The organism is Nonlabens arenilitoris, assembly GCF_002954765.1.
In the GTDB taxonomy this organism is placed as follows: domain Bacteria; phylum Bacteroidota; class Bacteroidia; order Flavobacteriales; family Flavobacteriaceae; genus Nonlabens; species Nonlabens arenilitoris.
Genome location: NZ_MTPW01000001.1, coordinates 1912567 through 1929323, shown reverse-complemented (window position 1 = coordinate 1929323; position 16757 = coordinate 1912567). Strand labels below are relative to the sequence as shown.

At 40.6% G+C, this 16757-nt stretch carries 1 protein-coding gene (running past one end of the window); it reads right to left on the bottom strand.

Going from position 1 to position 16757, the window contains the following annotated elements; genetic code table 11:
- On the bottom strand, positions 1–16757 hold the 5' portion of the coding sequence (locus tag BST92_RS08465) for a DUF7507 domain-containing protein (RefSeq protein ID WP_146105129.1). The gene continues 10528 nt to the left of window position 1, outside the view; the window shows 16757 of its 27285 coding nt (coding positions 1–16757); it begins with the start codon at positions 16755–16757; its stop codon lies off the left edge, out of view.

Genomic DNA, 16757 nt, shown 5'->3' with positions numbered 1-16757 from the left:
CTATCAAAACTGTCTACTACGCCATCGCCATTAGCATCATTGGCTGGTGTAACATCTTGGTAGTTCAAAATACCATCATTGTCATCATCGCCTAGTGGATCTACTCCACCATTCTCTACCGTATCTAAGATACCATCGTTATCATCATCGATATCTACTAAGTCATTGACACCATCGCCATCATTGTCTGGAATCTCCAAGTAATCTGGTGTTCCGTTTCCATCTGCATCTGGAATCTCATTTGCCGTTGGTATTAAATCATTATCATCATCAGTATCTCTGTAATCTGGCTCATCTGTACCATCCGTATTATTCAGACCCATTGCTGGATCCGTAGTCGTTGGTGTTCCGTTTGGATCACCATAACCGGTCGTGTCTCCATCAAAGGCATCATCTAATCCATCGTTATCTACGTCATTACCACTTGGCACTGTGTCTGCTACTCCATCATTGTCTACATCAAAACCTTCTATAGCATCTATTACTCCGTCATTATCACTGTCATCGTCTAAGTAATCTGGCTCGTCTACACCATCTGTGTTCTCCGGTGTGATTCCTTCTCCACTTCCTGGAGTCGTCTCATAAGCATCATCCAATCCATTCATGTCACTATCTACACCATCTGGTGCTGTGTAACCTGGTGTGTCTTGGCCTTCTACGTTATCTGGAATACCATCATTGTCAGCATCTTGATCGAACTGATCGATAATACCATCACCATCACTATCAAAACTGTCTACTACGCCATCGCCATTAGCATCATTGGCTGGTGTAACATCTTGGTAGTTCAAAATACCATCATTGTCATCATCGCCTAGTGGATCTACTCCACCATTCTCTACCGTATCTAAGATACCATCGTTATCATCATCGATATCTACTAAGTCATTGATACCATCGCCATCATTGTCTGGAATCTCCAAGTAATCTGGTGTTCCGTTTCCATCTGCATCTGGAATCTCATTTGCCGTTGGTATTAAATCATTATCATCGTCCGTATCTCTGTAATCTGGCTCATCTGTACCATCTGTATTATTCAGATCTGTTGCTGGATCCGTAGTCGTTGGTGTTCCGTTTGGATCGCCATAACCGGTCGTGTCTCCATCAAAGGCATCATCTAATCCATCGTTATCTACGTCATTACCACTTGGCACTGTGTCTGCTACTCCATCATTGTCTACATCAAAACCTTCTATAGCATCTATTACTCCGTCATTATCACTGTCATCGTCTAAGTAATCTGGCTCGTCTACACCATCTGTGTTCTCCGGTGTGATTCCTTCTCCACTTCCTGGAGTCGTCTCATAAGCATCATCCAATCCATTCATGTCACTATCTACACCATCTGGTGCTATGTAACCTGGTGTGGTTTGTGCTTCTACGTTATCTGGAATACCATCATTATCAGCATCTTGATCGAACTGATCGATAATACCGTCATTATCACTATCAAAACTGTCTACTACGCCATCGCCATTAGCATCATTAGTCGCTGTAACATCTTGGTAGTTCAAAATACCATCATTGTCATCATCGCCTAGTGGATCTACTCCACCATTCTCTACCGTATCTAAGATACCATCATTATCATCATCGATATCTACTAAGTCATTGATACCATCGCCATCATTGTCTGGAATCTCCAAGTAATCTGGTGTTCCGTTTCCATCTGCATCTGGAATCTCATTTGCCGTTGGTATTAAATCATTATCATCATCAGTATCTCTGTAATCTGGCTCATCTGTACCATCCGTATTATTCAGATCCATTGCTGGATCCGTAGTCGTTGGTGTTCCGTTTGGATCACCATAACCGGTCGTGTCTCCATCAAAGGCATCGTCTAATCCGTCGTTATCTACATCGTTACCACTTGGTACCGTGTCAGCTACTCCATCATTGTCTACATCAAAACCTTCTATAGCATCTATTACTCCGTCATTATCACTGTCATCATCTAAGTAATCTGGATCGTCCGCTCCATCTGTGTTCTCTGGTGTGATTCCTTCTCCACTTCCTGGAGTCGTCTCATAAGCATCATCCAATCCATTCATGTCACTATCTACACCATCTGGTGCTGTGTAACCTGGTGTGTCTTGGCCTTCTACGTTATCTGGAATACCATCATTGTCAGCATCTTGATCGAACTGATCGATAATACCATCATTATCACTATCAAAACTGTCTACTACGCCATCGCCATTAGCATCATTGGCTGGTGTAACATCTTGGTAGTTCAAAATACCATCATTGTCATCATCGCCTAGTGGATCTACTCCACCATTCTCTACCGTATCTAAGATACCATCGTTATCATCATCGATATCTACTAAGTCATTGACACCATCGCCATCATTGTCTGGAATCTCCAAGTAATCTGGTGTTCCGTTTCCATCTGCATCTGGAATCTCATTTGCCGTTGGTATTAAATCATTATCATCATCAGTATCTCTGTAATCTGGCTCATCTGTACCATCCGTATTGTTCAACTCAGTTGCTGGATCCATATCTACTGTAGCTCCACTTGGATCGCTGTATGGGTCTGTCGCATTAGCTGGGTCAAAGGCATCATCAATACCATCGCCATCAGTATCACCTAATTCAGTAGTATCTGCTACTCCATCATTATCTACATCATCTCCTTCGATACGATCGCTTACGCCATCATTATCACTGTCATCATCTAAGTAATCTGGCTCGTCTACACCATCTGTGTTCTCTGGTGTGATTCCTTCTCCACTTCCTGGAGTCGTCTCATAAGCATCATCCAATCCATTCATGTCACTATCTACACCATCTGGTGCTGTGTAACCTGGTGTGTCTTGGCCTTCTACGTTATCTGGAATACCATCATTGTCAGCATCTTGATCGAACTGATCGATAATACCATCACCATCACTATCAAAACTGTCTACTACGCCATCGCCATTAGCATCATTGGCTGGTGTAACATCTTGGTAGTTCAAAATACCATCATTGTCATCATCGCCTAGTGGATCTACTCCACCATTCTCTACCGTATCTAAGATACCATCGTTATCATCATCGATATCTACTAAGTCATTGATACCATCGCCATCATTGTCTGGAATCTCCAAGTAATCTGGTGTTCCGTTTCCATCTGCATCTGGAATCTCATTTGCCGTTGGTATTAAATCATTATCATCGTCCGTATCTCTGTAATCTGGCTCATCTGTACCATCTGTATTATTCAGAGCTGTTGCTGGATCCGTAGTCGTTGGTGTTCCGTTTGGATCGCCATAACCGGTCGTGTCTCCATCAAAGGCATCATCTAATCCATCGTTATCTACGTCATTACCACTTGGCACTGTGTCTGCTACTCCATCATTGTCTACATCAAAACCTTCTATAGCATCTATTACTCCGTCATTATCACTGTCATCGTCTAAGTAATCTGGCTCGTCTACACCATCTGTGTTCTCCGGTGTGATTCCTTCTCCACTTCCTGGAGTCGTCTCATAAGCATCATCCAATCCATTCATGTCACTATCTACACCATCTGGTGCTATGTAACCTGGTGTGGTTTGTGCTTCTACGTTATCTGGAATACCATCATTATCAGCATCTTGATCGAACTGATCGATAATACCGTCATTATCACTATCAAAACTGTCTACTACGCCATCGCCATTAGCATCATTAGTCGCTGTAACATCTTGGTAGTTCAAAATACCATCATTGTCATCATCGCCTAGTGGTTCTACTCCACCATTCTCTACCGTATCTAAGATACCATCATTATCATCATCGATATCTACTAAGTCATTGATACCATCGCCATCATTGTCTGGAATCTCCAAGTAATCTGGTGTTCCGTTTCCATCTGCATCTGGAATCTCATTTGCCGTTGGTATTAAATCGTTATCATCGTCCGTATCTCTGTAATCTGGCTCATCTGTACCATCTGTATTATTCAGATCCATTGCTGGATCCGTAGTCGTTGGTGTTCCGTTTGGATCACCATAACCGGTCGTGTCTCCATCAAAGGCATCGTCTAATCCGTCGTTATCTACATCGTTACCACTTGGTACCGTGTCAGCTACTCCATCATTGTCTACATCAAAACCTTCTATAGCATCTATTACTCCGTCATTATCACTGTCATCATCTAAGTAATCTGGCTCATCTGCTCCATCTGTGTTCTCTGGTGTGATTCCTTCTCCACTTCCTGGAGTCGTCTCATAAGCATCATCCAATCCATTCATGTCACTATCTACACCATCTGGTGCTATGTAACCTGGTGTGGTTTGTGCTTCTACGTTATCTGGAATACCATCATTGTCAGCATCTTGATCGAACTGATCGATAATACCATCACCATCACTATCAAAACTGTCTACTACGCCATCGCCATTAGCATCATTGGCTGGTGTAACATCTTGGTAGTTCAAAATACCATCATTGTCATCATCGCCTAGTGGATCTACTCCACCATTCTCTACCGTATCTAAGATACCATCGTTATCATCATCGATATCTACTAAGTCATTGATACCATCGCCATCATTGTCTGGAATCTCCAAGTAATCTGGTGTTCCGTTTCCATCTGCATCTGGAATCTCATTTGCCGTTGGTATTAAATCATTATCATCATCAGTATCTCTGTAATCTGGCTCATCTGTACCATCTGTATTATTCAGATCCATTGCTGGATCCGTAGTCGTTGGTGTTCCGTTTGGATCACCATAACCGGTCGTGTCTCCATCAAAGGCATCGTCTAATCCGTCGTTATCTACATCGTTACCACTTGGTACCGTGTCAGCTACTCCATCATTGTCTACATCAAAACCTTCTATAGCATCTATTACTCCGTCATTATCACTGTCATCATCTAAGTAATCTGGCTCATCTGCTCCATCTGTGTTCTCTGGTGTGATTCCTTCTCCACTTCCTGGAGTCGTCTCATAAGCATCATCCAATCCATTCATGTCACTATCTACACCATCTGGTGCTATGTAACCTGGTGTGGTTTGTGCTTCTACGTTATCTGGAATACCATCATTATCAGCATCTTGATCGAACTGATCGATAATACCGTCATTATCACTATCAAAACTGTCTACTACGCCATCGCCATTAGCATCATTAGTCGCTGTAACATCTTGGTAGTTTAAAATACCATCATTGTCATCATCGCCTAGTGGATCTACTCCACCATTCTCTACCGTATCTAAGATACCATCGTTATCATCATCGATATCTACTAAGTCATTGATACCATCGCCATCATTGTCTGGAATCTCCAAGTAATCTGGTGTTCCGTTTCCATCTGCATCTGGAATCTCATTTACCGTTGGTATTAAATCGTTATCATCGTCCGTATCTCTGTAATCTGGCTCATCTGTACCATCCGTATTATTCAGATCCATTGCTGGATCCGTAGTCGTTGGTGTTCCGTTTGGATCACCATAACCGGTCGTGTCTCCATCAAAGGCATCGTCTAATCCGTCGTTATCTACATCGTTACCACTTGGTACCGTGTCAGCTACTCCATCATTGTCTACATCAAAACCTTCTATAGCATCTATTACTCCGTCATTATCACTGTCATCATCTAAGTAATCTGGCTCATCTGCTCCATCTGTGTTCTCTGGTGTGATTCCTTCTCCACTTCCTGGAGTCGTCTCATAAGCATCATCCAATCCATTCATGTCACTATCTACACCATCTGGTGCTGTGTAACCTGGTGTGTCTTGGCCTTCTACGTTATCTGGAATACCATCATTGTCAGCATCTTGATCGAACTGATCGATAATACCATCACCATCACTATCAAAACTGTCTACTACGCCATCGCCATTAGCATCATTGGCTGGTGTAACATCTTGGTAGTTCAAAATACCATCATTGTCATCATCGCCTAGTGGATCTACTCCACCATTCTCTACCGTATCTAAGATACCATCGTTATCATCATCGATATCTACTAAGTCATTGACACCATCGCCATCATTGTCTGGAATCTCCAAGTAATCTGGTGTTCCGTTTCCATCTGCATCTGGAATCTCATTTGCCGTTGGTATTAAATCATTATCATCATCAGTATCTCTGTAATCTGGCTCATCTGTACCATCCGTATTATTCAGATCCATTGCTGGATCCGTAGTCGTTGGTGTTCCGTTTGGATCGCCATAACCGGTCGTGTCTCCATCAAAGGCATCGTCTAATCCGTCGTTATCTACATCGTTACCACTTGGTACCGTGTCAGCTACTCCATCATTGTCTACATCAAAACCTTCTATAGCATCTATTACTCCGTCATTATCACTGTCATCATCTAAGTAATCTGGCTCATCTGCTCCATCTGTGTTCTCTGGTGTGATTCCTTCTCCACTTCCTGGAGTCGTCTCATAAGCATCATCCAATCCATTCATGTCACTATCTACACCATCTGGTGCTGTGTAACCTGGTGTGTCTTGGCCTTCTACGTTATCTGGAATACCATCATTGTCAGCATCTTGATCGAACTGATCGATAATACCATCACCATCACTATCAAAACTGTCTACTACGCCATCGCCATTAGCATCATTGGCTGGTGTAACATCTTGGTAGTTCAAAATACCATCATTGTCATCATCGCCTAGTGGATCTACTCCACCATTCTCTACCGTATCTAAGATACCATCGTTATCATCATCGATATCTACTAAGTCATTGATACCATCGCCATCATTGTCTGGAATCTCCAAGTAATCTGGTGTTCCGTTTCCATCTGCATCTGGAATCTCATTTGCCGTTGGTATTAAATCATTATCATCGTCCGTATCTCTGTAATCTGGCTCATCTGTACCATCTGTATTATTCAGATCTGTTGCTGGATCCGTAGTCGTTGGTGTTCCGTTTGGATCGCCATAACCGGTCGTGTCTCCATCAAAGGCATCATCTAATCCATCGTTATCTACGTCATTACCACTTGGCACTGTGTCTGCTACTCCATCATTGTCTACATCAAAACCTTCTATAGCATCTATTACTCCGTCATTATCACTGTCATCGTCTAAGTAATCTGGCTCGTCTACACCATCTGTGTTCTCCGGTGTGATTCCTTCTCCACTTCCTGGAGTCGTCTCATAAGCATCATCCAATCCATTCATGTCACTATCTACACCATCTGGTGCTATGTAACCTGGTGTGGTTTGTGCTTCTACGTTATCTGGAATACCATCATTATCAGCATCTTGATCGAACTGATCGATAATACCGTCATTATCACTATCAAAACTGTCTACTACGCCATCGCCATTAGCATCATTAGTCGCTGTAACATCTTGGTAGTTCAAAATACCATCATTGTCATCATCGCCTAGTGGATCTACTCCACCATTCTCTACCGTATCTAAGATACCATCATTATCATCATCGATATCTACTAAGTCATTGATACCATCGCCATCATTGTCTGGAATCTCCAAGTAATCTGGTGTTCCGTTTCCATCTGCATCTGGAATCTCATTTGCCGTTGGTATTAAATCGTTATCATCGTCCGTATCTCTGTAATCTGGCTCATCTGTACCATCCGTATTGTTCAACTCAGTTGCTGGATCCATATCTACTGTAGCTCCACTTGGATCGCTGTATGGGTCTGTCGCATTAGCTGGGTCAAAGGCATCATCAATACCATCGCCATCAGTATCACCTAATTCAGTAGTATCTGCTACTCCATCATTATCTACATCATCTCCTTCGATACGATCGCTTACGCCATCATTATCACTGTCATCATCTAAGTAATCTGGCTCGTCTACACCATCTGTGTTCTCTGGTGTGATTCCTTCTCCACTTCCTGGAGTCGTCTCATAAGCATCATCCAATCCATTCATGTCACTATCTACACCATCTGGTGCTATGTAACCTAGTGTGGTTTGTGCTTCTACGTTATCTGGAATACCATCATTATCAGCATCTTGATCGAACTGATCGATAATACCGTCATTATCACTATCAAAACTGTCTACTACGCCATCGCCATTAGCATCATTAGTCGCTGTAACATCTTGGTAGTTTAAAATACCATCATTGTCATCATCGCCTAGTGGATCTACTCCACCATTCTCTACCGTATCTAAGATACCATCGTTATCATCATCGATATCTACTAAGTCATTGATACCATCGCCATCATTGTCTGGAATCTCCAAGTAATCTGGTGTTCCGTTTCCATCTGCATCTGGAATCTCATTTGCCGTTGGTATTAAATCATTATCATCATCAGTATCTCTGTAATCTGGCTCATCTGTACCATCTGTATTATTCAGATCCATTGCTGGATCCGTAGTCGTTGGTGTTCCGTTTGGATCGCCATAACCGGTCGTGTCTCCATCAAAGGCATCGTCTAATCCGTCGTTATCTACATCGTTACCACTTGGTACCGTGTCAGCTACTCCATCATTGTCTACATCAAAACCTTCTATAGCATCTATTACTCCGTCATTATCACTGTCATCATCTAAGTAATCTGGCTCATCTGCTCCATCTGTGTTCTCTGGTGTGATTCCTTCTCCACTTCCTGGAGTCGTCTCATAAGCATCATCCAATCCATTCATGTCACTATCTACACCATCTGGTGCTATGTAACCTGGTGTGGTTTGTGCTTCTACGTTATCTGGAATACCATCATTATCAGCATCTTGATCGAACTGATCGATAATACCGTCATTATCACTATCAAAACTGTCTACTACGCCATCGCCATTAGCATCATTAGTCGCTGTAACATCTTGGTAGTTTAAAATACCATCATTGTCATCATCGCCTAGTGGATCTACTCCACCATTCTCTACCGTATCTAAGATACCATCGTTATCATCATCGATATCTACTAAGTCATTGATACCATCGCCATCATTGTCTGGAATCTCCAAGTAATCTGGTGTTCCGTTTCCATCTGCATCTGGAATCTCATTTACCGTTGGTATTAAATCGTTATCATCGTCCGTATCTCTGTAATCTGGCTCATCTGTACCATCCGTATTGTTCAACTCAGTTGCTGGATCCATATCTACTGTAGCTCCACTTGGATCGCTGTATGGGTCTGTCGCATTAGCTGGGTCAAAGGCATCATCAATACCATCGCCATCAGTATCACCTAATTCAGTAGTATCTGCTACTCCATCATTATCTACATCATCTCCTTCGATACGATCGCTTACGCCATCATTATCACTGTCATCATCTAAGTAATCTGGCTCGTCTACACCATCTGTGTTCTCTGGTGTGATTCCTTCTCCACTTCCTGGAGTCGTCTCATAAGCATCATCCAATCCATTCATGTCACTATCTACACCATCTGGTGCTATGTAACCTGGTGTGTCTTGGCCTTCTACGTTATCTGGAATACCATCATTATCAGCATCTTGATCGAACTGATCGATAATACCGTCATTATCACTATCAAAACTGTCTACTACGCCATCGCCATTAGCATCATTAGTCGCTGTAACATCTTGGTAGTTCAAAATACCATCATTGTCATCATCGCCTAGTGGATCTACTCCACCATTCTCTACCGTATCTAAGATACCATCGTTATCATCATCGATATCTACTAAGTCATTGATACCATCGCCATCATTGTCTGGAATCTCCAAGTAATCTGGTGTTCCGTTTCCATCTGCATCTGGAATCTCATTTGCCGTTGGTATTAAATCATTATCATCGTCCGTATCTCTGTAATCTGGCTCATCTGTACCATCTGTATTATTCAGATCTGTTGCTGGATCCGTAGTCGTTGGTGTTCCGTTTGGATCGCCATAACCGGTCGTGTCTCCATCAAAGGCATCATCTAATCCATCGTTATCTACGTCATTACCACTTGGCACTGTGTCTGCTACTCCATCATTGTCTACATCAAAACCTTCTATAGCATCTATTACTCCGTCATTATCACTGTCATCGTCTAAGTAATCTGGCTCGTCTACACCATCTGTGTTCTCCGGTGTGATTCCTTCTCCACTTCCTGGAGTCGTCTCATAAGCATCATCCAATCCATTCATGTCACTATCTACACCATCTGGTGCTATGTAACCTGGTGTGGTTTGTGCTTCTACGTTATCTGGAATACCATCATTGTCAGCATCTAAGTCTAAGCTATCTGGGATACCATCGTTATCAGAATCTGTACAAGTATTTTTTGTTATACTAACAAAATCAATATTAGCACCATCTGCAGTTCTTCCTGAAGGAGGCGTTGCCTCAAATCGCAATGTAGTTTGTGCTGTAGTTGCAGTAAAAGTTTGAGTGAAATAATACCAAGCTTTGGCACCAATAACCCCAGAAACTTCACCTTGAGCAATTGCAGTTAAGGTTTGACTGAAAATCACATTATTTGATGAATCCACCAATCCTACATCCAATGTAACATCCTGTCCAGTTGCATGCCCTACATCTTCACCCCATAAGAAAGATAAAGTATATGTTGTTCCAGGTTCAGTATTAATAGTTTGAGATAAAACATTATTAACACCACCTGACAAACTGTTATTTCCTAAAACATCAACATACTGGTTTCCATTATAAGCACTAGCAAAATTATTTGAAGACCAAACTGGAGATTCATTGCCTATCCATCCATCTAAATTTTGAGTGTAATCCCAACCTTTTAATGTGTTAGTGTTAAGATTTGTACCTATGAAGGTACCTGATGCATCTGTATTAGTAGTATTAGGAAATTCTGTAAGACTTGAAAAATCTTGATCTTCAAAATTCCCATTAATAATTAAATTACCACAACCTTCTACCGTATCAATGATACCATCATTATCATCGTCAATATCTACACTATCAGGCACACCATCACCATCCGTATCTTGAAAATCTAGGTAATTAGGTATACCATCTAAGTCATCATCATCATTAGTAGGGTCCCCATCGTTATTAGCATCCTCACCGGCACCTACAGTTGGAAGACCATCATTATCATCATCCTGATCTCTATAATCTGGTTCATCTGTACCATCCGTATTATTAAGTTCTGATCCTGGATCAGATACAGTAGGCATACCATTAGGATCACCATAACCTGTCAAGTCACTATCAAAAGCATCATCTAGACCGTCATTATCTACATCATTTCCACTAGGAAAAGTATCAGGAGCACCATCATTGTTGATATCAAAACCTTCAGTAGAATCGGGTACATTATCATTATCTGAATCATCATCAAGATAATCTGGAGAATCTAACGCATCTGTATTAACCGGAGTCACTCCATCACCACTACCAGGCGTTGACTCATATACGTCATCTAATCCATTAAAGTCACTATCTACACCACTAGGAGCTATATAACCTGAAGTTGTTTGCCCTTCAACATTATCTGGAATTCCATCGTTGTCAGCATCTTGATCGTATTGATTAATGATACCATCATTATCAGTATCAAAACTATCAACAACACCATCTCCATTTGCATCATTAGCCGGAGTTACGTCTTGAAAATTTAAAATTCCATCATTATCAGTATCACCAAATGGGTCCACGCCATCATTCTCTACCGTATCTAAAATACCATCATTATCGTCATCAATATCAATAGAATCCACTATTCCATCATTATCATTATCATCACAGGCCATTGAATATGAGGCCTCAAGAAAATCATAGACACCGTTATTATCGACGTCATTTGGTTCAGAATAACCCTCAGAACCTTCTCCTGACGTAACTAATCCATTTCCATCTACAGTCTCTGGTGCTGAATTACCTAAAATGCCATCTCTATCTGCATTCGCGAAAGCATCAATATAACCTGCCTCTAAGGTATCATTACAACCATCACCATCTGCATCAGAATCCAAATAGTCTGGTATTAAATCCCCATCAGTATCTGGAGCATCTACGAAAGAATGAGAGGGATCGTTATATAAATTTATACGACATTCATCAAATCGAACGCTGTAAAAACGTTGAGACGCTGCCGTTGTATTCTTAGTTACCCCTATGGTAAAACTAAATTGAGATACTTCTCTTTTTTGAAAGAAAACTCTATACCTGTTATCTATATCAATAGGTTCAATAGGCGCACTACCAGAACCATCAGCTCTTAATTGAATTACACCTGCTGGCAGTTCTTGAGCAACTACGCGAGTAGGATTACCGATACTATATCCAACAAGATTTTGCAAGCGATAGAATTCACGTACCGTACCATTACCGTTACTATCAATATCTTGAATAAATCCACCAACCCTATTTACAACGGCCGGTGTAGTAGTTCCTGCATTTACAAATCTTACCTGGAATGACATCGTTAAATCTCCTGTAGAACCGTTTGCATAATTTAATACAGGCTGCCAAGCTAGGTTATCTGTAGCATTAGTATCAATATTATTAAGTGTTACACCGGTACTGCGTTGCGTTATCTGAATAATTGCATCAATACCTACAGTAGTTGTATTAAATCTATATTGTGCACCAACAGTACCAGCTGTACCAGAAATTAACGTTCCTCCTGTAAAATTATAAGCTTGACCGGTACAATTTGCGCCGCCATTTTCAAAATCAGGGAAGAAACCATAACCTTCGGTAACATCATCAATACCATCATTATCATCGTCGCGATCCTCTTTATCTTTTACACCATCACCATCAGCATCATCTGGAGAAGTCCTATCTCTAAAATCTACATTTCCTCCTTCAGTTAAATCATCATCTGTATCCGGTAATTGTGAGGTTAAATTAATTGTCCCATTAGGATCACCGTAACCTGAAGTAGTATCAATATTATCATCAAGTCCATCACCGTCTGCATCATTATTTGCAAGCACAAGAGCAGCCTCAGTAGTATCATCAGAACCTTGATTATCTGAGTTAAGATCTAAATAGTCAGGATTATCAACATTATCAGTATTTACAGGCAAAATACCTTGCTCTTCACCGTAATCATATGTGACAGGAAGACCATTGGCTGTGACATCAGGAACATCATCACCATTTGAATCCAAAGGTGCCGTATAATCACCGGTAGATTGGGCTTCATTATTATCTGGAATTCCATCACCGTCTGAGTCTAAATCTAAATGATTAGGAACCCCATCATTGTCTGGATCTAGAACTGTACAGACACCATCAGCATTAAGGCTACAGAAATCAGAATCTTGATAGTTAAGTATACCATCACCATCAGAGTCTACCGAAGGATCACCAAGACCTTGAGACTCAACAGCATCTAAAATACCATCGTTGTCATCATCAATATCTAAATTATCAAAAACTCCATCACCATCCGTATCAACAGGAGGGAAACAAGCATCTGAAACACCGTCATTATTTAAATCAGGACCTGCCTCTTTATAATCTGCAGTACCATTTCCATCAATGTCTTGAGGAGTATTGGTTGCATAAGACGCAGCAACGACTAAACCATTAACAGGATTTACAGTCGCTGGATCTGCACCATATTCACCAGAGTCGCCACCATCTGCTGAGGAATCATTATACGCCTCATTAGCATCAGAACATCCATCATTATCAGAATCTGTATCTAAATAGTCAGGACTATCTAAGCTATCAGAATTTGCTAAAGTATAATTTACTAAACCACTATCCTCGTCACCAGTGTTTTGAACACTATCAGGAACACCATCCATGCCAACTGGACCCGTCAATTGGCCATTTGCATTAACTTGATCATGACCGGCCTCTACTGCATCGTAAATCCCATCATTGTCAGAATCTAAATCTAGACTATCTATGACCCCATCACCATCACTATCATTACACTGAAATGCTTCAGAAACAATAAACACCTTACCATCTCCTCCATCACCATTAGCTGCTGGTGACACTTGTATCGTTTTAATTACAGCACCTGAAGGTGCAATATCAGAAAGAGGGAATGCTGCAATAGTAATAGGCTGACCAACAGAAGTATTTAAACCTGAATTAATATAATCAGTAACAGCTACATTCAGTGTACTTCCAATAAGCACGCCAGCAGTATCAAAAAATTGAATATCAAACGCATTATTTCCATCACGTTCTGAAACTAGTAAAAAAGAATCTCCTGAAACAACAACTGGAACATCATAAGTTAGAGTATAAAAATCAGAATCAAGCACAGCTCCCGAAAGCCCTTGAAAATGATTAAAATTAGGATCTCTGAATGAGCTTAATATTATATCGTTCCAATTAGGATTGGAAATATTAGCACCAGCCGGACCATCGCCCTGACCAGAAACATTATTCAACACTTTATAAACTACATTATCACTTGTTGTTGAAAAACTCTCTTCATAAGAGTCTGGAAGAATAAACTCAGAATACTGAATTCCATTAATAGTTATAAAATCTAAATTTGCATCATTATTTCCACCTGTCCCTGTAAAATTGAAAGAAGTATTACCTGCGTTCAAAGGACCAACAACAGTTGAAGGCGTTAAACATTCGACAGAATCCAAAATACCATCATTATCATCATCAAGATCTGCCTCATCAAATATTCCATCACCATCAGAATCAATAGAAGATTCCGTATCTCTAAAATCAACATCTCCACCTCCATTCACATCACCGTCAGAATCTGGTAAACCAGAAGTATTATTTATCGTCCCATCCGGATCTAAGTAATCATTAGAAGTACTATCAACAGCATCATCAAGACCGTCATTATCTAAATCGGCATTAATCAAAGTAAGCCCTGCTTCAGTTGTATCAACAACACCATCATTATCACTATCTGTATCTTTATAATCAGGTATCCCATCTGAATCAGTATCTACTGGCGAAAGCCCTGTAGCACCATTATCATATGTATTAACTAGTCCATCATTATCAGAATCAACCACACTACCTTGAGAGGTAAAATCCTGGGTGCCTTGAGCCTCGTTATTATCTGGAATACCGTCACCATCTGAATCTAAATCAAATTGATCTATAACACCATCTCCATCAACATCATATTGGTCACTAACGCCGTCACCATTAACATCTACAAAATTAGGATTAGCTGGCCCATCATCGCCAGGTCCAGTGGTAGGGTCGAAGTAGTTAAATAGACCATCACCATCATCATCTCCTAAAGGATCTCCACCAGATACACCAAAAAGTTCGTCAACATCAGCAATACCATCATTATCATCATCAATATCAACACTATCATCAATTCCATCACCATCCTTATCACAAGAAGGCAATCTTAAGGAAACTGGATTAGATTCTTGAACATAGCCATAAAACCAAGTATTTATTACACGATCATTCCCATAATCATCACAAAGTAAAACAGTATCACTCCCTAGACCGCCAGAAGCAGCAGGAACATTTTGATCAGGATTAGAACCGTTCCAACCATGAGTAGGGCCTAATAATGGATCTAACAAATCCACTCTCTGATAAGAACCTACAGTAATATTATTACCATTACTATCATTTACATCATTACATGATCCAAAAGCGGCAAGACCCGAATCATCCCAATATAAGCTTTGAGTTGAAAAAGCAGGAGCGATAGCCTCAATTGACAATCCATCTACATTGAATTCCGCATCATACATTGGTAAATTAGTACGACCTCTAAAAGTAGTTACCGTTACACTTACACTTGTATTTTCAGACACAACAGTACCATTACCATCGACACCATCCCAAAACAAAACTTTATCACCAGGCTGTTCTTCAAAAGATTCAACAACAACATCTGCAGTATTTGGTTGATACCCAGCAATACCATTTAAATCTAAAAGTATTGCAATATCACCAGCAGCATCTAACTTATAAGGTATATAATACGCCCCTGGACACCCTAATATATTACCAGTCACCACTGGGGCAGCAACAGCAGTTGGAACAAAAACATTTTGATCAGGTGAAGTAATAAAAACTTTATAACCATTATTAAGTCCAGGCGAGGTACTAGACGGTCTATTAGTAGACATTCTAGAAGTAAGAAAGTCATTAGCTGGATCGGTATCATCTTCAACGACACCAAATCTATTCATAGACAACTCATAAGCCAAAGGTCGAAAATCAGAAGCAAAATCAACCTTAACAATCACACCATCGTCAGTAAATGCAAAAAACTCACCTTCAACAGACGCATCCAAACTAGGTGTGATTACATCTGGAGTACCCGCATTCTGATCTGCATCGTCAAAAAGATAAGCTATAAAACTCCATTTATCAGACCACACTCGTCCTAAGATCGGACCAGCAATTGTTCCCACCGTAAAGTCAAAATAAGGCATGAAAAAATTCAACTCATTTCCACTTGGAAAGACAAAAGGTGTCGCACCACCATCGGTACTTACGTAAATCTCAATATAAAAGTCACCATTAGTAGCTGGATCAAAAACAAATGGATTATAACCATTTGTAACACCACCTATTCCATTAGGACCATTGAACGCCTCTAAATACGTATCGATATACCCTAAATCGCCAGCAGATGGATCCGTATCATTTGCGGAACCATCATTAAATCTTCCTTGCTGAACTAACGTATTCGATTCATCATAAATTCGATAATATGTAAAACGACCCAAAGCTGGATTATTTGCAGCTTCCAGACGTTGCAAAGAATGAACACCGAAATAGAAATTTTCAGTCGCATTATCAGCAATTGTGAATCTTATCCTATTAGAATTGGGCGCATTGAAATAAGAACCTCTAATACTATTAGTAATATAAAGAGCTGTTCCATTAGTAGGCTCAACACCTGTAGCAGAAGGAGTTACCTGTTTGGTACCATCGGCATACAATAAATTACTTGAAAATAAAATTAGAATAAATGAAAAAGACAA